Annotated in this window: 20 protein-coding genes; 12 read left to right on the top strand and 8 right to left on the bottom strand. The window is 61.0% G+C overall.

Features of this window, described 5'->3' with window-relative positions:
- Positions 1-8 precede the first annotated feature (8 nt).
- Positions 9-947, top strand: a complete 939-nt coding sequence (locus AC5E6W_RS18810) for a hypothetical protein (RefSeq protein ID WP_491753874.1) — start codon at positions 9-11, stop codon at positions 945-947.
- A gap of 87 nt (positions 948-1,034) precedes the next feature.
- Here AC5E6W_RS18810 and AC5E6W_RS18805 read toward each other — a convergent pair whose 3' ends face one another.
- Complete coding sequence (locus AC5E6W_RS18805; protein ID WP_491753873.1) at positions 1,035-1,790, bottom strand: class I SAM-dependent methyltransferase; 756 nt, start codon at positions 1,788-1,790, stop codon at positions 1,035-1,037.
- 388 nt (positions 1,791-2,178) lie between these two features.
- Here AC5E6W_RS18805 and AC5E6W_RS18800 point away from each other — a divergent pair, with 388 nt between their 5' ends.
- From AC5E6W_RS18800 to AC5E6W_RS18790, 3 genes are all read left to right on the top strand, one after another.
- On the top strand, positions 2,179-4,908 hold the full coding sequence (locus tag AC5E6W_RS18800; protein ID WP_491753872.1) for a WD40/YVTN/BNR-like repeat-containing protein: 2,730 nt from the start codon (positions 2,179-2,181) through the stop codon (positions 4,906-4,908).
- Positions 4,909-4,935: 27 nt separating this feature from the next.
- Positions 4,936-5,739 carry a TIGR03435 family protein gene (locus AC5E6W_RS18795; RefSeq protein ID WP_491753871.1) on the top strand — a complete coding sequence of 268 codons (804 nt, stop codon included), beginning with the start codon at positions 4,936-4,938 and terminating at the stop codon, positions 5,737-5,739.
- A 220-nt stretch (positions 5,740-5,959) separates the two neighbouring features.
- On the top strand, positions 5,960-7,558 hold the full coding sequence (locus AC5E6W_RS18790; protein WP_491753870.1) for a TIGR03435 family protein: 1,599 nt from the start codon (positions 5,960-5,962) through the stop codon (positions 7,556-7,558).
- Here the strand turns inward: AC5E6W_RS18790 and AC5E6W_RS18785 are convergent.
- Complete coding sequence (locus AC5E6W_RS18785) at positions 7,555-8,751, bottom strand: amidohydrolase family protein (protein WP_491753869.1); 1,197 nt, start codon at positions 8,749-8,751, stop codon at positions 7,555-7,557. The two genes, AC5E6W_RS18790 and AC5E6W_RS18785, sit on opposite strands and share 4 nt — an antisense overlap.
- A 335-nt stretch (positions 8,752-9,086) precedes the next feature.
- Between AC5E6W_RS18785 and AC5E6W_RS18780 the strand changes: the two genes are divergently transcribed.
- Complete coding sequence (locus AC5E6W_RS18780; protein WP_491753868.1) at positions 9,087-9,638, top strand: hypothetical protein; 552 nt, start codon at positions 9,087-9,089, stop codon at positions 9,636-9,638.
- A gap of 108 nt (positions 9,639-9,746) precedes the next feature.
- On the opposite strand, the gene AC5E6W_RS18775 is transcribed toward AC5E6W_RS18780, so the two are convergent.
- The gene (locus AC5E6W_RS18775) at positions 9,747-10,520 is read right to left on the bottom strand and encodes a LytR/AlgR family response regulator transcription factor (protein ID WP_491753867.1); all 774 of its coding nucleotides are present in this window, start codon (positions 10,518-10,520) and stop codon (positions 9,747-9,749) included.
- The gene (locus AC5E6W_RS18770; protein WP_491753866.1) at positions 10,517-11,608 is read right to left on the bottom strand and encodes a sensor histidine kinase; all 1,092 of its coding nucleotides are present in this window, start codon (positions 11,606-11,608) and stop codon (positions 10,517-10,519) included. The genes AC5E6W_RS18775 and AC5E6W_RS18770 overlap by 4 nt, the downstream gene beginning before the upstream one ends.
- 163 nt (positions 11,609-11,771) lie before the next feature.
- On the opposite strand from AC5E6W_RS18770, the gene AC5E6W_RS18765 reads away from it, so the two are divergent.
- The 7 genes from AC5E6W_RS18765 to AC5E6W_RS18735 all read left to right on the top strand — a co-directional run bounded on the left by AC5E6W_RS18765 (position 11,772) and on the right by AC5E6W_RS18735 (position 15,646).
- Entirely contained in the window at positions 11,772-12,089 is a 318-nt protein-coding gene (locus AC5E6W_RS18765; protein ID WP_491753865.1) for a hypothetical protein, read from the top strand.
- Positions 12,090-12,159: 70 nt separating this feature from the next.
- Positions 12,160-12,624, top strand: coding sequence for a DUF2127 domain-containing protein (locus AC5E6W_RS18760; protein WP_491753864.1), 465 nt, complete (start codon positions 12,160-12,162; stop codon positions 12,622-12,624).
- Positions 12,625-12,826: 202 nt separating this feature from the next.
- Positions 12,827-13,096: a hypothetical protein gene (locus tag AC5E6W_RS18755; protein ID WP_491753863.1), complete on the top strand. Its 270-nt coding sequence runs from the start codon at positions 12,827-12,829 to the stop codon at positions 13,094-13,096.
- Positions 13,097-13,200: 104 nt separating this feature from the next.
- The gene (locus AC5E6W_RS18750; RefSeq protein ID WP_491753862.1) at positions 13,201-14,460 is read left to right on the top strand and encodes a tetratricopeptide repeat protein; all 1,260 of its coding nucleotides are present in this window, start codon (positions 13,201-13,203) and stop codon (positions 14,458-14,460) included.
- 530 nt (positions 14,461-14,990) lie between these two features.
- The gene (locus AC5E6W_RS18745; RefSeq protein WP_491753861.1) at positions 14,991-15,149 is read left to right on the top strand and encodes a hypothetical protein; all 159 of its coding nucleotides are present in this window, start codon (positions 14,991-14,993) and stop codon (positions 15,147-15,149) included.
- 6 nt (positions 15,150-15,155) lie between these two features.
- The gene (locus AC5E6W_RS18740; RefSeq protein ID WP_491753860.1) at positions 15,156-15,329 is read left to right on the top strand and encodes a type II toxin-antitoxin system RelE/ParE family toxin; all 174 of its coding nucleotides are present in this window, start codon (positions 15,156-15,158) and stop codon (positions 15,327-15,329) included.
- Positions 15,326-15,646, top strand: a complete 321-nt coding sequence (locus AC5E6W_RS18735; protein WP_491753859.1) for a helix-turn-helix domain-containing protein — start codon at positions 15,326-15,328, stop codon at positions 15,644-15,646. The genes AC5E6W_RS18740 and AC5E6W_RS18735 overlap by 4 nt, the downstream gene beginning before the upstream one ends.
- A 237-nt stretch (positions 15,647-15,883) precedes the next feature.
- On the opposite strand, the gene AC5E6W_RS18730 is transcribed toward AC5E6W_RS18735, so the two are convergent.
- The 4 genes from AC5E6W_RS18730 to AC5E6W_RS18715 form a co-directional block, all read right to left on the bottom strand.
- The gene (locus AC5E6W_RS18730; RefSeq protein WP_491753858.1) at positions 15,884-16,471 is read right to left on the bottom strand and encodes a hypothetical protein; all 588 of its coding nucleotides are present in this window, start codon (positions 16,469-16,471) and stop codon (positions 15,884-15,886) included.
- Positions 16,471-16,620 carry a hypothetical protein gene (locus AC5E6W_RS18725; protein WP_491753857.1) on the bottom strand — a complete coding sequence of 50 codons (150 nt, stop codon included), beginning with the start codon at positions 16,618-16,620 and terminating at the stop codon, positions 16,471-16,473. The genes AC5E6W_RS18730 and AC5E6W_RS18725 overlap by 1 nt, the downstream gene beginning before the upstream one ends.
- Before the next feature lie 435 nt (positions 16,621-17,055).
- On the bottom strand, positions 17,056-18,729 hold the full coding sequence (gene groL, locus AC5E6W_RS18720) for a chaperonin GroEL (RefSeq protein WP_491753856.1): 1,674 nt from the start codon (positions 18,727-18,729) through the stop codon (positions 17,056-17,058).
- Positions 18,730-18,895: 166 nt separating this feature from the next.
- Positions 18,896-19,182, bottom strand: a 287-nt coding sequence (locus tag AC5E6W_RS18715) for a co-chaperone GroES (RefSeq protein WP_491753855.1), incomplete at its 5' end; no start/stop codon positions are given.

Genomic DNA, 19,182 nt, shown 5'->3' with positions numbered 1-19,182 from the left:
AAGCGATCATGTTGAAGCCATTCCTCCTCGTCCCGCTGGGTCTTATCGGTCTCATGGGTCTTGCGTCTGCAGCTGTGTGTGCGCAGGAGATCCCTGTGGAAGGCCCTGCGCCGACGACTGCCATTATGTACGTCGAGTCGAAGAACGGAGCGCAGCTCGATCCGAAGGGCCTGCAGGTGCAGGTCAACGGACATAACGCCGAGATCACCGGCGTGCAGCCAGTGATGGCGGAGCACGCGCAGGTGGCGATCCTGATCGATGGCGGCCTTCGCTCGTCCTTCAATCAGCAGCTGAACGATGTTCGCCAGTTTGTGGGCAGCATTCCTCCGACGACCGAAGTGCTGATCGGGTATATGGAGAACGGCCGCGTGGTGTCGCCGGATGGATTCACGACGGATCGGGAGCGGCTCCTGAGGAGCCTGCATATGTCGATTGCGATCCCAGGCCTGAGCGCAAGCCCGTACTTCTGCCTTTCGGACTTCGTGAAGAACTGGCCTTCGGATCATCGGGCGGCGCGGTTTGTGCTGATGATCACCAATGGCGTGGACCCGTATAACGGATCGACGTCGCTGATGAACCAGGACAGTCCGTACGTCGAGACGGCGCAGAACGATGCAGCGCGTGCGGGTGTGCCGGTGTACTCGATCTACTTTCCGGATGCGGGCTTCCGCGGCGGTCGCGGCAGCCTGAGCGGCCAGGGATACCTCGCGCAGGTGGGCGACGCGACCGGCGGGCAGGTGTTCAACAATGGATCGATTCCTCCAGTGAGCATTGGGCCGTACCTCGAGCAGTTCGGGCGTGCCATCAAAGAGAGCTATCTCGTGACCTTCATGGCGAGTACCGGTAACCGCAAGCCGAACACGCTGGACCGGCTGAAGGTGAAGACCTCGCAGCAGGGTGTGAAGGTGCATGCGCCGGAGATGGTGCATCCGGGAATGACCGAGTAAGGAAATATCAGCGGCTGATGAAGCCGGAGCACAAAGAAAATGGCCGCAATGCGCAGGACGCGCGTTGCGGCCATTTTCCTGAGATCGTCAGCGTCCCGTAATTTTGCCGATGCGTTCGCGAAGAAAGGTCCGGAGTGCGGCGGGGAGATCATGCATCATGCGGCGTACGCGGACGGGGCGGTTCAGCAGGCGGGTGAAGACCTCAGGGTGGACGACCGCCACCGGGCGGGGATAGTTGTCTCCCAAACCAGCCAGTGCCGGATACCTCTCGAGCGCGCTCTCGCGTACGTAGAGGTAAGCATTCTGGCGGTAGAACGCCGGCACTGCTTGATTGGTCCAGATGGCGGTGCGGATCAGATCGAACATGCGAAACCCACAGCGTGCGAACTTGGCCTCCCAGTATTGTGGCCACTGTTCGTTGATGTGATTTGTTCCGCCCTGGCCGGGAATCGCCGCGGAGAACAGGATGGCGTCGCCGTGACGGGTGAGGTTCTCTAGGAAGGTGTCGGCCGCCACTGCAGGAATATGCTCTGCGACCTCCATGGAGATCACCAGATCGAACCGGCGGCCCAGGTCGAAGCTACGCGTGAGATCGTTGGGCTGAAAGCGATCGGGGGGGATCATCAGCAGGTCGCGGGGAACGTAGTCTCCGTCGACCCCGTTGGCATCGGAGACGCCGGACTGGAGGGCTGCGGCGACCCAGGTGCCAACGCCGCAACCGACGTCGAGGAGGCTCCTCGCGGGTATGTAGCCGAGTGCGATCGGTAAGACTTCCCGAGCCGCAATCAGGGATGCGTCTCGCTGATCGTTAAAGAAGAACTCGTTGTAGATGGCAGTGGGCATCTGGAGCCGTTGGGTCGGTGGCGTTGGGTTCCATTATAGAGATCGCCTGGAGCGGACTGATCGCTTGCGCCGCGGGAGACGAGTTCGTGGCGTGAGATTGCGGCAATTGCAAGTGGGGCCCTACGGATTTCACCTTCAAGGTGACGTGGTGAACGGCGTCTTGAGCAGGTCGCCGTCCGTCTACACTGAACACGCAACAGGGACCATAGGATTCTGCTTTTCTCGCCGGCGCCGTGATCGCCGGCGTTCAGGGGTGTGCATGCGCTTTTTCTGCTCGATTCATTTCGTCCTGTTCTTCCTCTTGGTCTGCGGCGTTGTGCCGCAACTGCACGCGCAGGCGGCTGGACCTTATCCAGCGTCCCTGCTGGGAGGCCTGGAGTGGCGGGACGTGGGTCCGATGCGGGGCGGCCGGGCGTATGCCGTGGCCGGGGCGGCGAGCCAGCCGGACACCTTCTACATGGGATCGGTGGGTGGCGGCGTGTGGAAGACGGTGAATGCGGGGCGGACGTGGTTCCCGATCTCCGATGTGGGGATTCCGATTGGATCTATCGGCGCGATCGCCGTGGCTCCTTCGAACCCGGATGTGGTGTACGTGGGGACGGGCGAGCCGGACATTCGCAGCCAGCACTCGTATGGCATTGGGATGTTCAAGTCGACCGATGCGGGCAAGACGTGGAAGACGATTGGCCTGGAAGACAGCCGGCAGATCGGGCGCATCGCCGTCGATCCTACGGATGCGAACCGGGTGTACGTGGCAGTGCTGGGGCATGTGTATGACGCGAATCCGACGCGGGGGCTGTATCGCTCGGTAGATGGCGGAGCGCACTGGAAGAAGGTGCTGAGCGATCCGAAGCTGCCCAATGATGTGGGCTCGGTGGAAGTGGCGATCGACCCGGTGCATCCGAAGACGGTATATGCGTCACTGTGGGGAACACGGCGTCCGCCGTGGTCGGTATATGCGCCGACGAACCTTCCGGGCGGTGGGTTGTTCAAGTCGACCGATGGCGGCGAGACGTGGAAGAAGCTTGCGGGCGGTCTGCCGACGGATGAGTTCGTGGGCAAGATCGGGATCGCTGTGGCGCCGAGCAATCCGAAGCGGCTGTGGGCGGTGGTGGACGACCTGGGTGCTCCGGTGGCGAAGGCGATGACGGCAGCTCCGGGCAATGGTGCGGCTGCGATTGCGAAGCCTACGGGCGGCGGCGTGTATACCTCCGATGATGCGGGCGCGACGTGGAAGCTGGTAAACGCGGAGCAGCGGTTGTGGGGTCGCGGATGGTACTTCGAGTCGGTCACGGTGGATCCGAAGAATCCTGACCGGGCGTATGTGATCAACACGGGCACGTACGAGACGACGGATGGCGGCAAGACGTTTGTTCCGGTGAAGGGATCGCCGGGTGGCGATGACGATCACCAGATGTGGATCAATCCGAAGGACGGCAACCGGATGGTGCTGAGCACGGATCAGGGCACGGTGGTGTCGGTGGACGGAGCGCAGTCGTGGAGTACGTGGTACAACCAGCCGACGGCGCAGATCTATCACGTGGCGGCGAGCAACGACTTTCCCTATCACCTGTATGGAGCGCAGCAGGACTCGGGCGGCGTGGGTGTGGATACGTGGTCGCCGTTCGGCGTGCTGAGCTTCCGCGACTGGGAGCCGACGTGCCTGGCGGGCGAGAGCAACACGGTGGTGCCTGATCCTGACCCGAAGCGGGCGCGTGTGTTGTACGGTGGCGGAGCGGCGAGTTGCGATCAGCAGCTGAACGTGAACGTGCCGATGCAGGGCGAGCTTCCGGCTCCCGATCCTGCGGACCCGAACCGCAAGACGTGGACACTGCCGGAGGTGTTCTCGCTGGCGGACCAGGCGCTGTATTACTCGAACCAGTTTGTGTTTCGTACGCGCAATCGCGGCAAGTCATGGGAGAAGATCAGCCCGGATTTGACGCGGTTGAACCCGGAGGTTCCGAGGAACCTTGACCCGATTACGGCGACGGACATCGATCAGCCGATGAAGGACCGCTTCGGTGTGGTGTACACGATTGGGCCTTCGCCGCTGGAGGCGAAGACGGTGTGGGTGGGTACGGATGACGGGTTGATCCATGTGACGACCGACGATGGAGCGCACTGGAACAACGTGACGCCGGAGGCGATGACGGCGTGGAGCAAGGTGTCGCAAGTGGAGGCCGGGCACTTCGATGCGGCGACAGCGTATGCGTCGGTGGATCGGCATCGGCTGGCGGATATGAAGCCGTATATCTACCGCACGCATGATGGCGGCAAGAGCTGGCAGAACGTGGTCAATGGCATTCCCGAGGGAGCGTATGTGAACTCGGTGAAGGAAGACACGAAGCAGAAGGGGCTGCTGTATGCGGCGACCGAGCTCCGGGTGTATGTGTCGTTTGATGATGGCGACCACTGGCAGCCGCTGCAGCTGAATATGCCGGTGACGTCCGTGCGTGACATCGTGGTGCATGGCGACGATCTTGCGGTTGCGACGTATGGGCGCGGCTTCTGGGTGCTGGACCAGATGACGTCGCTGCGGCAGATTGCGGCGGAGGGGCAGGGGATTGCGTCGGCGAAGGTGCACCTGTTCGTGCCGGGCGGGACGTTCGCGCTGCGCACAGGCGGCATGAATGGAACGCCGCTGCCGCACGAGGAGCCGCAGGAGCTGAACCCGCCCGCGGGTGTGGTGGTCTATTACTGGCTGCAGAGTGCGCCTGTGGGAGCGTTGAAGATTGAGCTGCTGGACAAGCAGGGGGCGGTGCGTGCGTGCGTCGCGAGTGATACTCCGGTGAAGCCGGTGGATACCGAAGCGATCAACGTGCAGGCCATCTGGGAAGAGCCGACGCCTCCACCTTCGGCTGCGGCGGGGTCGCATCGTGTGGCGCTGAACGTTCGTACGGGCCGCGGAGGTGGTGGAGGTTTTGGGCGTGCGCCCGCGCCGCCTCCGGTGGATGCCTGCAATCCTGCGGGAACGCCGGCTCCGGCACCACAGGAACGCCGCGGGCGGCAGGCTCCGGGGTTGCAGTCGGGCGACTACACCGTGAGGCTGACGGTGGATGGCCAGAGCTACACGCAGCCGGTGACGATCAAGCCTGATCCTCGAGAGAAGGCCAAGTAGGCTCCCCGGGCGTTATAGACTGCGGGCATGAAACCGAAGCGATGGGGTTTTCTGGCTGGTGTGGCAGTGGCGTTGCTGGCGCAGGGCGCGATGGGGCAGCAGCCGAACGCTGCTTCTGGTTTCGAGGCGATCGTTATCCGTGACACGCCGGCGACGACGACGAACTGGCGCAATGAGTTTGTGCCCGGTCGGATGCGGTTTGAGAACCGCACGCTGCGGGACATGATCATGTTTGCGTACGGACTTTCCGCGGAACGGCAGGTCGTGGGCGCGCAGGGATGGATGGTGTCGCAGCATTTTGACGTGACTGCGAAAGAAGAGGACGAACTTGCGAAGACCTTGGCTGCGGCGCGGCGGGAAGAGTGGAGGCGGCTGACGCGGGAGCTGGTGCGGGGTGTGCTGGAGGAGCGATTCCAACTGAAGGTCGAGCAGAAGAAGGTGGTGATGCCGGTGCTCGCGCTGGTGGAAGCCAAGGGGGGATCGAAGGTGAAGGCGACGAATCCCGGTGATGGAAGAACGTTCTATGGGATTGTCGGGCCGACGGGGAGCCTCGAAGCTCGCGCGACGACGATGGCGCAGCTAGCCGACAGGCTGACGGATTATCCCGACGCGAACGGCATGGTGGTCGTGGATCGGACGGGGCTGGAAGGGAAGTTCGACTGGAAGCTGCGGTGGGCTCGCGAGGCGATGGGAGGGACCGACGCGAATGCGGAGGAGCTGCCGCCGCTGTTTATAGCGCTGCAGGAGCAGCTCGGGCTTCGTCTGGTGTCGCAGAAGGCGGAGGTTCAGGCCGTGGTGATTCTGAACGCGAAGCTTCCTAAGGCGAATTAGTGCGGCAGAAGCTTCGGGGCAGGTATACGGTTCCTGCCGGCGGGCGGAGTATTTGTCACGACGATTTTACTGCCGCCGCGTCTATCAGCAAGTACAGTTGCCTCCAACACCGTTTCTGGATTGCAGTGGTGCGTTCGCGCGGGGCAATTCAGGCGGACACTGTCGCCGCTTCCGGGCCTGTGGGATTTTGTCCTGACTCTGCAACCTCCGTGAGGTTCTTGTGCGAGCAGCCTTCGCCCTCTTCGCGCTTCTCTCCGTGTCATCGATGGCGCAGACCCCCGCCGTCTCCAAATCCTTCGTCGTCGCCGACGTCCACGTCAGCCCGTTCACGGCGAACCCGTTCATGCACGGCAACTCGATCCAGGGTGACCGCTACTTCCTCACCCAGGCGACCATGGTCGATCTTATTGCCACGGCGTATGGAGTCGATGCGGTCAACGTGCACGGGGGGCCGACGTGGCTGGAGCGGGATCGCTACGACATCCGCGCCAAGGTGCCGCCCAAGACCACGCCGGACGATATTAAGCTGATGCTTCGCAGCCTGCTGGTGGATCGGTTTCACCTGGTGGTGAAGACGGGCACAGCTCCTATGCCGACTTACATCCTCTCCGCCGGGCCGGGAAAGCCGAAGATGACCGAGTCGGAAGGTACGGGCGATGCGTCCTGCATTCCTGTGCCTCCTCCGCCGAACCCTCCTGCTGGTGCGCCGTCGTACATCATCGTGAACTGCAAGAACCTCACCATGGCTGCACTTGCGGCCACGCTGCATGACTTCGCTGGCGGGTATCTCGATCAGCCCGTGGTTGATGAAACCAACCTTGCCGGCGAGTGGGACTTCACGATCAAGTGGACTGGCCGCGGCCAGTTGGAAAAGCAGGGCGCGGATGGTATCTCTATCTTCGCCGCTGTCGAGAAGCAGCTGGGCCTGAAGCTCGAACTGAAGACTGCGCCCCGTCCGGTGTTTGAGGTTGCGAGCGTGGATGAGACACCGACGCCCAATGCGGCCAATTTAGCGGAAGCTCTTCCGGAACCGCCCGCGTTGCCCTTCGAGGCCACCGTCATCAAACCGAGCGCCCCCGACGAGCAGGGCTTCGGGCGCATCACCGGTGACCAAATCCAGACGCGCGCCACCCCGCTTATGTTTCTCATCGACTTCGGGTGGGACTTGAATCCGAATAACAAGGAGAGCGTCGCCAACGCGCCGAAGTGGCTGGACACGGCTAAGTTCGACATTCTGGCGAAGGCCGGGGCGAACGTTCGCGTGGACCGGATCCCTTCCGGCACCCTTATCAACTATGAGGATTTGCGGAGCATGCTGCGGGCGATGATCTCGGAACGGTTTCAGATGAAGTGGCACATGGAGGACCGTCCGGTGACGGCGTACACGTTGACGGCGGTGAAGCCAAAACTCAAGCCGACCGCGGACCCGACCGAGCGTACGAAATGCAAGGAAGGCCCCGGCCCGGATGGGAAAGATCCACGCGTCGCGAATCCCATTCTCAACCGGCTCATCACCTGCCAGAACATGACGATCGCGCAGATTGGCGACGAGCTGCAGCACGTGGCTGGCGGGTATATCTACAATCCCGTCGTCGATGGCACAGGGATCAAGGGTTCGTACGACTTCACTCTCAGCTTCAGCTCTGCCGACAAGATCCTTCCGACAACTCCGGATGCCACGAACGGGTCTGATCCCAACGGGGCCGTCTCGGTCTTCGACGCTGTCTATCGGCAGTTAGGGTTGAAGCTAGAAAAGACCAAGCGTCCTTATCCCGTGCTGGTGATCGACCACATTGAGGAGACTCCTACGGAGAACTAGTGTGGTAGGTCGACGTAGACTTTGCCGTCCTTCATCACGAAGACGACATGGCGTACGGCGGTGATGTCAGTGAGGGGGTCGCCGGCTACGGCGACGAGATCTGCGTTATAGCCTGGAGCGATGGTGCCGATCTGTTTGCCGAGACCGAGCGACTCTGCGGAGGTTGAGGTGGCGCTGATGATGGCATCCATGGGCTTCTCGCCTGCTTCGCGCACGCGGTAGACGAATTCCTCGGCGTTGCGGCCATGGGTTCCGGCGACAGCGTCGGTGCCGAAGATGATCTTGACGCCGAGGGCGCGGGCACGCTTTAGCACGTCGGCGGTGGGGGCGATGCCTTTCTCGATGGTGTCGAGTTGCTGCTGGGTGAAGGTGAAGCTGTCGCGCGTATCGAGATAGTTATGCAGCACGATCATGTTGGGATCGAAGTAGGTGCCGTGCTGGATCATCAGCTTCAGCGTTTCATTCGTGACGAAGGTTCCATGTTCGATGGAGGTGCAGCCGGCGAGCACGGCAGCGCGGGCTCCGGCGTCGCCGATGGCGTGCACGATGACGCGGAGGCCGACGGATTTGGCTTCAGAGCAGACGGCCTGAATCTGTTCGTCGGTGGCGCTTTGACCACCGCCTGCACCAAGGCCGGTGGTGGCGAAGAGCTTAACGAAGTCCGCGCCTTCGGACTTCGTCTTACGCACGAGTTCGCGGAGTTCGTCGGGAGTAAGGACGTGGGCGTCCGCACCCTGGCCGCGTGTGCCCTGGATCTGGATGAGGGAGGTGAGCACGTGCGGTCCGGGGAGCAGGCCCTGGTTAATCATGTCGCGGACGGGTTTGTCGAAGCGTGAGCCAGGGCTCTGCACGGTGGTGAAACCGGCTTGCAGCGAGAGCCAAGCGTCGGCCTCGTCGTAAAGCACCATCTCTTCCGGCGGCACGCCGCCGGCGACGGCCTTGTTGTCGGCGTTCATGTGCCACTGCAGGTGCGTGTGGGTGTCGATCCAGCCGGGCATCAGGGTGACGTTGCTGAGGTCGTAGTCGGCCCTGGCGTGGCCCGGGGCGACGGAGGTGATCTTGCCGTGGTCGATGACGACCTGCTGGTTCCTGAGCACTTTCCCAGTTCCGTCCAGCAGGGTTCCGACGTTCAGGACGATGGGCGCCTGCGCCATGGCGGAGGCGCAGAAGAGCAGTAGGAGGAGGGGGCGCATGGGGGTGATTCTAGAGCATCCGCATGCTACGTTGCGCCTCATGGTAAAGATGCGTGGCCGCGCGAAATTAGTTGGCGGTGACGTCAACTTCCTGAAGGTGGCGAGAGGTGATGCGGTCACACGGAGGGTAGCGCCTTGTCATGAATTGTCACGGGTGGCGTCACGGCTCGTGACAGGGAGATCAGTGCGGACGCCGGCTGGAGGCTCCAAGGCGTTCAGCATCTTAAGATCTTGCGGTCGCTTCTTGTCCTGCGAACTGCCGCTTGCATGCGAGGATGGCTTCTGATAGTAAGAGTCCATAGACCTCACGAACGTCCTCAACAAAGGAGCTGAGAATGCGCGCGAAGCTGATGTGGTTGACCGTCGTCATGGTGGCGCTGGGAGCGGGTTTGTCCGCGCAGGCGGAGAGCAAAAACATCGCGGAATATCCGCTGCGACTTCACATCTTCAGCAAGAACGAGACGACCTTCTACCACCACGAGTGGGTGGACAACGCCAAGGGCGAGGGGCGCGCGAACCTCTTCGAGGGCGGCGAGGCCCATGGGCTGGACTTCAACTTCGACTGCTCGCAGAAGATCAAAGCTTCGTTCGGGTATGAGACCTATCCTGCCAAGTGGAAGAAACCAGGCAAGCAACTTGTCGTGCTTTTTCCGGAGTTTGGTAAGTCGGGGAGTTACTTCACGTGCACGATCAACACGGACGTGAAGGATTTTGCGTATGCGTCTAACCAGGGCCGGATGAACTCCGAGCCGGTGGAGGACTTCAAGCGCTGGATGGTCAACCATGACTATGATCCAGAGCACGGGAAGGACGTTCCGAAACGCAACGTGCCGCAGAATGGGGCGGCGAAGCCTGCGGCGACTCCGCCTCCACCTAGCCAGCAGTAAGAACTCCCTGGTCAGTTACAGGATTGGAAAGAGCAGAGGCCCCGGAGAGATTCGGGGCCTTTGTGTTGCGGAACTAGCTTTGATGGAGAGTGCTTTCCGCAGACCAGTTCAGCCGCTGGAGCGACGTCTTCCGGTGAGCCGTTCGACCGCATCGGTCTGGTAGCGGCTGAGACGCACGAGAGCTCCATCCTTCATCAGAACCTGGTGTCCACCGCGGAACCAGGTTTGGATCTCGCGCACGAAGTCCATGTTCACGATGGTGGAGCGATGGACGCGAACGAAGCAGGCGGGATCGAGCTTCTTCTCGAGCGATTGCAGCGTTTCGCGAATCTCGTAGCGTTCGGAGCGCGCATGGATCTGTGCGTAGTTGCCCATGGCGTCGATGCGCTCGATGGAGGCTACGGAGATGAGGTGGATGCGACCGTTGCGATTGGCGGGGATGCGCTCTAGGTAGCGGGGCTGGGCGTGGCGGTCGCGGAGGGTGGCGAGCAATCGCTCCAATGATTCAGCGGAGACGGGTTGCGCGGCGCGGTCGCGGACGCGAGCGAGGGCCTGGGCGAGGCGTTCACGCGTGAAGGGCTTGAGCAGGTAGTCGAGCGCGTTGAGGTCGAAGGCCTGGAGCGCGTGGCTGTCGTGGGCGGTGACGAAGATGAGCGCCCCGCGATAGTTGCGGAAGAGTTGGCGAGCGATTCCGAGGCCGTCCTGACCGGGCATCCGGATGTCGAGGAAGACGAGATCGGGGCGCGAATGATCTATCTCCTCGATGGCGGAGTCGCCATCGCCGGACTCGGCGACGACGAGGACGTCGTTATGCTCCTGGAGCATACGAACGAGAGCTCGGCGAGCGAGCGGTTCGTCATCGACGATGAGGGCGCGGATCAAGCGGGACTCTCCACGGGGAGGATGACGGTGGTGCAAACACCGCTGGGGCTGAGCGGCATTAGGCTGAGCGAGGCGCGATCGCCGTACATCTGGTCCAGGCGGGCCCGCGTGTTGCTGAGACCGACGCCGTGGCCGGAAGTTTCGCCATCGGTGAGTGAGCTTGCGAAGTTCTTGACCTGGAGCAGAAGGGTGGTTCCGACGCGCTGCGCGAAGATCTCAACGACATCGCTGCCTTTGTGCCGGCCGATGCCGTGGTGGATGGCGTTTTCGACGAGTGGCTGGAGGAGCAGGCTGGGGACGGGGATGGAGCGTGTGTCCGGAGCGATGTTGAAGCGGACGGTGAGGCGGTCGCGGAAGCGTTGCTTCTGGATTTCGGCGTAGTGCTCGAGGAAGGTGATCTCCTGCTCGAGTGGGACCTGCATGCTGCGCATGTCGTCGAGGACGACGCGGAGGAGTTCGCTGAGGCGGTGGAGGACGTCCTCGGCGGCGGCGGGGTCTTCCTGCACGAGGACGATGGCGGCCTGCAGGGTGTTGAAGAGGAAGTGCGGCTGCAGCTGTGTGCGTAGTAGATGCAGCTCCGCAGTGACGACGCGGGCCTCGAGTTCGGCTTCGCGGCGTTCGCGCCAGCGGTCGCGCCATAGTATTTCGCGGCGGTGATTTTGATAGGCCGCGAGGACGTAAAGGAAGACGCAGAGCTGGATGTTTCCGATGAACTCCTTCTCCCGCAAGTGATCGAAGGTGTCGACGAAGGTCTGGTGCTGATCAGGCTTGTACAGCCAGCCGACGCTCTTCAGCAGCGGCTGCACGAAGGTGACGGCGAGCGTCAGCACCATGTACTGCAGCAGGCGGCGAAACCAGCGGTCGAGCTGGAAGGGGAAGCGACGGGAGAAGAGGAAGATGAAGGGCGTGACGATGGCCCAGGCGTAGGCTTCGGCACCGGACCAGACGAAGTAATGCGCGTAGGGAAGATAGTTGCGGTCGTCGCGGTCGCCGCTGAACATGCCCCAACCCTGAAAGATCCCGATCGCGGTGAAGCAGACGACCGCGACGCCGAAGGATCGCCAGAATGAGACTCGCTCTTTCTCCACAGGACGATGATGCCTCAAGCGGCGGCCGGCTGGCTTGGGGCGAACTTCGATTCGTCACTGCCTATTGCTACTCGTCCTTATCATTTTCCGGTGGACACAATGCGGGCGGGGAATGGCGGGGTAGGGATCTAGGCTGGCGCTCGAAGCCTGGGAGGGCTTGCTGATGCGTAGTCTCCGGTACCTCGTCCTCGTCCTTGCCGTCATGGCTCCTGTCTCTGCTGCGACAGCGGCGAAGGGGATTCAACAGCGGCCGTCGTCCGGTCGCGTGGAGCCCATCCGGGTGGTGCTGATGAATCTGTCCGGCAAGTCGCGCGAGGCGCATGTGCGTCACACGGTGATCGCGCTGCCGGTTGCCGAGAAGGTGGTGCTGCAAGTCATGCCGGGTGAGAAGGTGACGATCACGAGCGCGACGGATCGTCATGTGGCGAAGGTGATGACCGTGTCGGCGGTGGATGGGGGACGGGTGATCCCGGTGGAGTGATGCGGCGAGGATGACATTAGGAACGGGCCGGCGGCCGCGCGGCTATGATCAACGTGCGAGGCTGGCGCTGATGAAGCAAGGAAACACCCTGTTCCTCAAGCTGATTGCGGTCTTCAAACTGGTGAAGACTGTGAGCCTGATTGTGCTCGGGATTGGCGCGATCAGGCTCGGGCATAGCGGCGATCCTACGGACAAACTGTCGCAGATGGTGTTGCGGCTGGGATTCAATCCGGGCGGTCGATACGTCGATCATTTCCTGGCGATGGTGTCGCATGTTTCGCCGGAGCGGTACAAGGAGCTGGGCATCGGCAGCTTTGTGTATGCGGCGCTATTCCTGACGGAAGGGACCGGGCTGTGGCTGGGCAAGCGCTGGGGCGAGTGGTTCACGGTGATCATCACGAGCTCGCTGGTGCCGCTGGAGGTGTTTGAGATTGTGCGGCACCCGAGCGCGACGAAGGTGGTGGTGCTGGTGCTGAATGTGGCGATCGTGGTGTATCTGGTGGTGCGGATTCAGCGGGAGAAGGCAGAGGGCTGAGGGGCGAGTCCCTCAGGAGTCAGCGCTGTCTTTCGCGGAGGCAGATCTCGGAGGAGGATCACTCCCAAAACGGAACTCGGGCAAAACTTCTTGCGGTTTTCAGGTCTACATGGCCCCCGAAACCTTAGGATGAGCAGCAACCGTACGTGAGCTCGTTTTAACTTCATTTCAAACTGCTAAACATCAGAGAGGAGCAATGAGAATGATTGTCAACAATGTGAACGGTAACGATGGTGGAAAAGGGCCGCTGAAGTGGACTCAAAGCGGCAACAGCTCGGAGAAACTCACCGGTGAACTTACTTACGGAGAGTATACGAAACCGTTCAAGCCAGTCGGTGCACCGCCCTATACAGTGGTTATCAGCGCTTCCAATGGGTTCACGGTGGAGGGAATCAAGAGCCCGGACGTGATGGTTACCTTCGAAAACAAGGGGAGCGCCACTGAGCCAATTCTGACCGATATGCGGCTTTAATGTTTCGGTGATTCGGCAACGGGCCTGCGTGCTGAAATTTAGCACGCAGGTTTTCGTTTCTCTAGAAGCGGAAACATGAGGTTTCTCAGGCCGGCGGTCAAAGCATGTCAAGCAGCATAGAGTCCCTCTATAACCTTGGGAATCGCTATCTGGAAGAAGGAAGATGTGATGATGCGGAAGATGCCTTTCGCAGCGTCATCGCAGCTCGTCCGGAGTGGTCTTATCCTCTGAATTCTCTTGGGGTCGCTCTCCTGAAGCAGACCAGGCTTGCGGAAGCGGCAACGGCATTTGAGCGCGCCTGTACGCTATCTCCACATTGGCACTTATCCCACTTCAACCTTGCTCTCGCCCACATAGGTCTCGGAGAGGATCGGATCGCGGAGGGGGCACTCCGCCGAGCGATTCGTGAGGAGCCGACCTTCAGTGAGGCCCACCTCAATCTAGCCCTGGTGTTACTCAGGCAGGGCAATTTCCAAGAGGGATTTCAGGAATACGAATGGCGTTTTGGGTGCGGTGGAATGCCTGCACAGCGTTCCGGCCGACCGCAGCCACTCTGGAACGAAAAAGCCGGAAGCCATGAGACGTTGCTGCTTTGTGCGGAGCAGGGGGCCGGGGATCTTATCCAGTTTCTTCGCTTCGCCGAACCTGTCGCGCAGATGGGTTTCAGAGTCTTTGTGGAGTGCCCTGAAAGTATGCAGCGTTTCCTGCTTAGCTGCCCTGGCGTGTCGGGTGTGGTCGGAGCGGCGGAACCTTGTGTGGAAGCCGATCTGCAATTCCCGTTATTGAGCGTACCGCGTGTGCTGGGACTGCGTATCGAAGACCTTCCGGGGCCGATTCCTTATCTGGGGACGCAAGCTGGAGATCTTTCCGCGATCGATGCGGCGATCGAAGATATATCCGGATTTAAGATTGGAATTGTCTGGACGGGATCGCAGAAGAATCCAAGGAATGTAGAACGGTCTCTATCGCCGGAGACGTTCGCTCCGCTTACTTGTATCCCTGGAGTGGAGTTATTCAGTCTGCAACATCGGGATGGCGAGATACTGCCCGATCAGCTGGAACTGATGGGCATCCACTCGCTAGGAAGTGCTTTGACCGATTTCGCTTCCGAGGCTGCGGCGATAGAACGCATGGATCTCGTCGTTACCGTGGATACTTCCATTGCGCACGTCGCCGGAGCCCTTGGCAGGCCTGTTTGGAACTTGTTGCATGATCGGGCGGATTGGCGGTGGATGACGGATGTCCTGTCGACGCCCTGGTATCCGAGCATGCGCTTGCTCCGGCAAAAGAAGGCGGGCGACTGGGCGGAAGTGATGCAGAGAGTCGAGGATGATCTGCGCACACAGGTTCCCCCTCGAGAATGACATTAGACGGCAAACCCGGTTCCCTTGAGGGACCCGGGGGCACCTGGGATCGAGGGCGCCAGCACGCATCCTGCGCACCCACGTTTCTTCGAGATTTGGAGGCACCCGAGCGCGACGGAGGTGGTGGTGCTGGTGCTGAATGTGGCGATCGTGGTGTGTCTGGTGGTGCGATTCAGCGGGAGAAGGCAGAGGGGTGACGGGTTGGTCCCTCAGTGGCTGAAGCCGGATTGGTTGTGGCTGTTACGGCCTGGTTGGAGCCAGGGTGATTCCGGTTGAGTGATTCGAGGTACCCCCCTCCCCCCCCATTTTGCGCAAATGTTGAAAATGGATACTTTAAGGGTGGACCTTGGATTTCTGCGTCGATCTTGTCCGGCCTGGAGCAGATGGGCTTCTGTGGGTGATTTGCGGGCCTATGTCTAGTGTAGTTATCGGGGCGAGTTAGTCTGCCACGTTTGGCGAAGAATTCGTTGAAGAGCTGGCGCGATAAATCGGAATCTTGATTTAAGGTGTCCAATGGAGTACAAGGTGGAATGCACACGGTTGTGGAAACGCCGAGTTACCTGACGCGTGCAGAGTCGGTTCTGGATGAGGCGACGATGAAGGCGATTGTCGATGCGATTGCCAAAGCCCCTGAGGCTGGGGACGTGATGCCTGGGACGGGTGGGTTTCGTAAGCTTCGTGCGGCGTGACCGGGGATGGGCAAGCGCGGCGGCGTTCGAGTGATCTATCTGTATCGCAATGTGTCGTTGCCGGTGTTTCTGATCGCGGTGTATGCGAAGAACGAGAAGGCGAACCTGACGGCTGCGGAGCGGAATGCACTGAAGGCTCGGGCGGACGCGATCTTTGCGGGGTATGGAGTGGGGCGATGAGCGAGATGTTCGATGACATGATGCAGGGGCTGGATGAGGTCCAGGGCTTCCTGGAAGGGAAACGGGACGGTTATCGCGTACATGTGCCTGCGGCGGTGGATGTGAAGGAGATCCGCGGGCGGCTGCAGATGACACAGGCGAAGTTCGCGGAGGCGTTCGGGTTCAGCCTGGATGCGATCAAGCATTGGGAGGGCGGGCGGCGGCAGCCAGAGGTCTCGGCGCGGGCGTACCTGACCGTGATCGCGAAGGAGCCGGAGGCGGTGATGCGGGCGCTGGGGCGTGAGGTGAAGGGCAAGAGGAAGCGGGTGGCGGCGTAGGGATTGGCGTCTCGCCCGGTCGCGGAGAGCTGGTCCCTCGGCGGCTGAAGCCGGATTGGTTGCGTGTCTGATGTCACCCCTGAAGGGGTGACCTGCCGTTCGTGGTTTGCCTGGGAGATCCTGCGAACCCACGTCTCAGAAGCGAGACGTGGGGCACCCGGTTTGTGGTGGGGCCACGGGTGGTTGATGTGACCGTTGATAACGATGACCCGTCATGAGTCGGGCGCAGGCACGGGTTCATTCTTCTGAAACGCTCTCGGTGGGTTGTTCCTGCTTCTTTCCCGGTCTCCTCCACTTCCTCGTGCTCCACCAGCGACGGTGTGGGTTGAACGAGTTGAAGTAATCCTGTATCCGGAGTCGAATCTCTTTGACTTCCGCTTCTATCTGCGAGACGCCGCAGCCGCGTAGATATAACGCGTCTTTAATCTCATTGTGGATTCCACCCCAGTCACCCGGGGCGATAAGGGGCTGGAGCTTGCCTTTCGCAAGGCCTTCTGAATATCTCTCCAAAACTGTGGAATAAGTGCTAAGCATTACGGCGAAACGATTATCCAACAGATCTACCACTGCGTTGCGGACCTCATCTGGAATAAAAGGATCGGAAATGATCGGACCGAGTAGGCGCTGGACTCGTTCCATGTCCGGCGTGTTTGGAGTGCCGAAGGGATAGTCTCCGTATGAGAGGATTTCTTCCTTGTGGTCTTCGAAGGATTTGTTGATTTCGTCTATCGCGTACTGTACCGGGGATTTTCTCGCCCAGTAGAACTCGGAGGATGGGTCGAACTCGCTATAGAGGTCGTCAGAGAGCTTTTGGAGGCGATCCATTACGCGTTTCTGGTATTCAGTGTTGAGCTGTTCAGGAGGCCGCGCTTTGCCGCGCGGTACGTCAACACGGCCGTGATTGCGCCGATTGAATAAAACCCAATCTGGATGAGTTTGAGCGTATCGCCCAGCGTGTCTGGAGCGGGTGGCATGGGGCCTCCTCATGCTGTGGACTCGAATCGACAAGAACTTGCAACCGATGCAAGGACTTTACTGAAAACAGGGCGATTTACAAAATCCCCGCATAGTTAATGGTCAGATCCCCAAGAGTAAGGCCCCTGATTTCTCCGGGGCCTTGTTTGTTGCTGGGCCGACCCCACCCTTCGACGATGGTGCTGTCGAAGGATGGGCCACCCGAGGTCGTTGCTTGGTCGAGAAGCAGATTCCCTTCGGGAATGACAAGCCAGAAGGGCAAAAGCGAAAGCCCGGATTCCTCCGGGGCCGCCTCGCGTTTGAGAAGCAGATTCCCTTCGGGAATGACAAACCAGAAAGGCAGGTGCGAAAGACGAAGGCCCCGGATTTCTCCGGGGCCTTCGCTGTTGGTGTTGGCAGTTTGCGCGAAGCGCGTCCGGCCACCACGCAGTGGTTTAGTACATGCCGTCCATGCCGCCGCCGCCGTGGTTGTGTCCGCCGCCAGCTGCTTCCTTCTTCTCGGGGATCTCGGCGATGATCGCTTCGGTCGTGAGGAGTAGGCCGGAGATGCTGGCTGCGTTCTGCAGGGCAGTGCGGGTTACCTTGGTGGGGTCGATGACGCCGGCCTTGACCAGGTCCTCGTAGACGCCGGTTCCGGCGTTGTAGCCGAAGTTGGTGTCCTTGGACTCGTGGATCTTGCCGATGACGACGGAGCCTTCTTCGCCGGCGTTGCCGACGATGGTGCGGAGGGGCTCTTCGATGGCGCGACGGATGATGTTGGCGCCGATCTTCTCGTCACCCTCGAGGGTCTTGATGAGGGCATCGACTGCGGGGATGGTGCGGATGAGGGCCACACCGCCGCCCGGGACGATACCTTCCTCGACGGCTGCGCGGGTTGCGTGCATCGCATCCTCAACGCGGGCCTTCTTCTCCTTCATCTCGGTCTCGGTAGCAGCACCGACCTTGATGACGGCGACTCCACCGACGAGCTTGGCGAGGCGCTCCTGGAGCTTCTCGCGGTCGTAGTCGGAGGTGGTCTTCTCGACCTGAGCGCGGATCTCCTTGACGCGGGCTTCGATGTCGCCCTCGTTGCCGCCGCCATCGACGATGGTGGTGTTGTCCTTGTCGATGGTGACGCGCTTGGCGGTGCCGAGGTCTTCGATCTTGACTCCCTCGAGCTTGATGCCGAGGTCCTCAGTGATGGCCTTGGCGCCGGTGAGCTTGGCGATGTCCTCGAGCATGGCCTTGCGGCGATCGCCGAAGCCAGGAGCCTTGACGGCCGCGACGTTGAGCGTGCCACGCAGCTTGTTGACGACGAGAGTCGCGAGAGCCTCACCGTCCACGTCCTCCGCGATGATGAGCAGGGGCTTGGCGGTGCGGGCGACCTGCTCGAGCAGCGGGAGGAGGTCCTTCATCGTGGAGATCTTCTTCTCGTAGATGAGGATGTAGGGGTTCTCGAGGGCAGCTTCCATGCGCTCTGCGTCGGTGACGAAGTAGGGCGAGAGGTAGCCGCGATCGAACTGCATGCCTTCGACGACGTCGAGCTGCGTCTCCATCGTGCGCGACTCTTCAACGGTGATAACGCCGTCCTTGCCGACCTTCTTCATCGCGGCTGCAATGATGGAGCCGATCTGCTCATCGGAGTTGGCGGAGATAGTGCCAACCTGGGCGATCATGTCGCCCGTTACAGGCTTGGAGAAGGCAGCGAGAGCGCCGCCGACAACTGCGCCGTTCTCATCGCGCTTGCCGATGATGGCTTCAACAGCCTTGTCGATGCCGCGCTTGAGGGCGGCGGGGTTTGCGCCGGCGGCAACAGTCTTCACGCCTTCGCGGAAGATAGCCTGGGCGAGGACAGTCGCGGTGGTGGTACCGTCACCGGCGATGTCGGAGGTCTTGGAGGCGACTTCCTTGACGAGCTGTGCGCCTACATTTTCGATCGGGTCAGAGAGTTCGATCTCCTTGGCGACGGTGACGCCGTCCTTGGTGATGGTGGGGGAACCAAACTTCTTTTCGATGACGACGTTGCGGCCCTTGGGACCGAGAGTGACCTTAACTGCATTCGCAAGGACGTTTACGCCCCGGAGAATTGCTTGACGGGAATCTTCACCGTGCAGGATTTGCTTTGCCATTTGTGTTCTCCTCGCAGCGATCAGGCTGCGTTGAATTTTGCCCTGTGAGGCTAAAGAGCCGTACCAGGGAGTTCTTGTGTGTCACGGCTGAAAACCGTGCGCTTACCTTTGTGGCTAGAACCGGCGAACAATGCGGCAGAGCCGCATCCCACCGTCCGCTCAGGAGCTACTTCTTGAGGATGCCGAGGACTTCTTCTTCACGCATGATGAGGAACTCTTCGCCGTCGAGCTTGATCTCGGTGCCGGAGTACTTGCCGAAGAGGATGGTGTCGCCAGCTTTGACGTCGAGGGGGAAGGTCTTGCCTTCGTCGTTGGACTTACCCTTGCCGACGGAGATGACTTCGCCCTGCTGCGGCTTTTCCTTGGCCGAGTCGGGGATGATGATGCCGCCACGGATGCTTTCGCCCTCTTCGAGGCGGCGAACCAGAATGCGATCGTGCAACGGCGTAAATG

The sequence above is a fragment of the Bryocella sp. genome (assembly GCF_058498515.1).
The sequence above is the reverse complement of the archived record's forward strand: the minus strand, read 5'-3'. Positions and strand labels throughout refer to the sequence as shown.

Coding starts and splice junctions, on each gene's coding strand:
- groL (WP_491753856.1), bottom strand. CDS start 18,729: ATGGCAAAGCAAATCCTGCACGGTGAAGATTCCCGTCAAGCAATTCTC.
- AC5E6W_RS18730 (WP_491753858.1), bottom strand. CDS start 16,471: ATGGATCGCCTCCAAAAGCTCTCTGACGACCTCTATAGCGAGTTCGAC.
- AC5E6W_RS18765 (WP_491753865.1), top strand. CDS start 11,772: ATGCGTAGTCTCCGGTACCTCGTCCTCGTCCTTGCCGTCATGGCTCCT.
- AC5E6W_RS18780 (WP_491753868.1), top strand. CDS start 9,087: ATGCGCGCGAAGCTGATGTGGTTGACCGTCGTCATGGTGGCGCTGGGA.
- AC5E6W_RS18795 (WP_491753871.1), top strand. CDS start 4,936: ATGAAACCGAAGCGATGGGGTTTTCTGGCTGGTGTGGCAGTGGCGTTG.
- AC5E6W_RS18750 (WP_491753862.1), top strand. CDS start 13,201: ATGTCAAGCAGCATAGAGTCCCTCTATAACCTTGGGAATCGCTATCTG.
- AC5E6W_RS18785 (WP_491753869.1), bottom strand. CDS start 8,751: ATGCGCCCCCTCCTCCTACTGCTCTTCTGCGCCTCCGCCATGGCGCAG.
- AC5E6W_RS18725 (WP_491753857.1), bottom strand. CDS start 16,620: ATGCCACCCGCTCCAGACACGCTGGGCGATACGCTCAAACTCATCCAG.
- AC5E6W_RS18740 (WP_491753860.1), top strand. CDS start 15,156: ATGGGCAAGCGCGGCGGCGTTCGAGTGATCTATCTGTATCGCAATGTG.
- AC5E6W_RS18755 (WP_491753863.1), top strand. CDS start 12,827: ATGATTGTCAACAATGTGAACGGTAACGATGGTGGAAAAGGGCCGCTG.
- AC5E6W_RS18810 (WP_491753874.1), top strand. CDS start 9: ATGTTGAAGCCATTCCTCCTCGTCCCGCTGGGTCTTATCGGTCTCATG.
- AC5E6W_RS18805 (WP_491753873.1), bottom strand. CDS start 1,790: ATGCCCACTGCCATCTACAACGAGTTCTTCTTTAACGATCAGCGAGAC.
- AC5E6W_RS18745 (WP_491753861.1), top strand. CDS start 14,991: ATGCACACGGTTGTGGAAACGCCGAGTTACCTGACGCGTGCAGAGTCG.
- AC5E6W_RS18760 (WP_491753864.1), top strand. CDS start 12,160: ATGAAGCAAGGAAACACCCTGTTCCTCAAGCTGATTGCGGTCTTCAAA.
- AC5E6W_RS18735 (WP_491753859.1), top strand. CDS start 15,326: ATGAGCGAGATGTTCGATGACATGATGCAGGGGCTGGATGAGGTCCAG.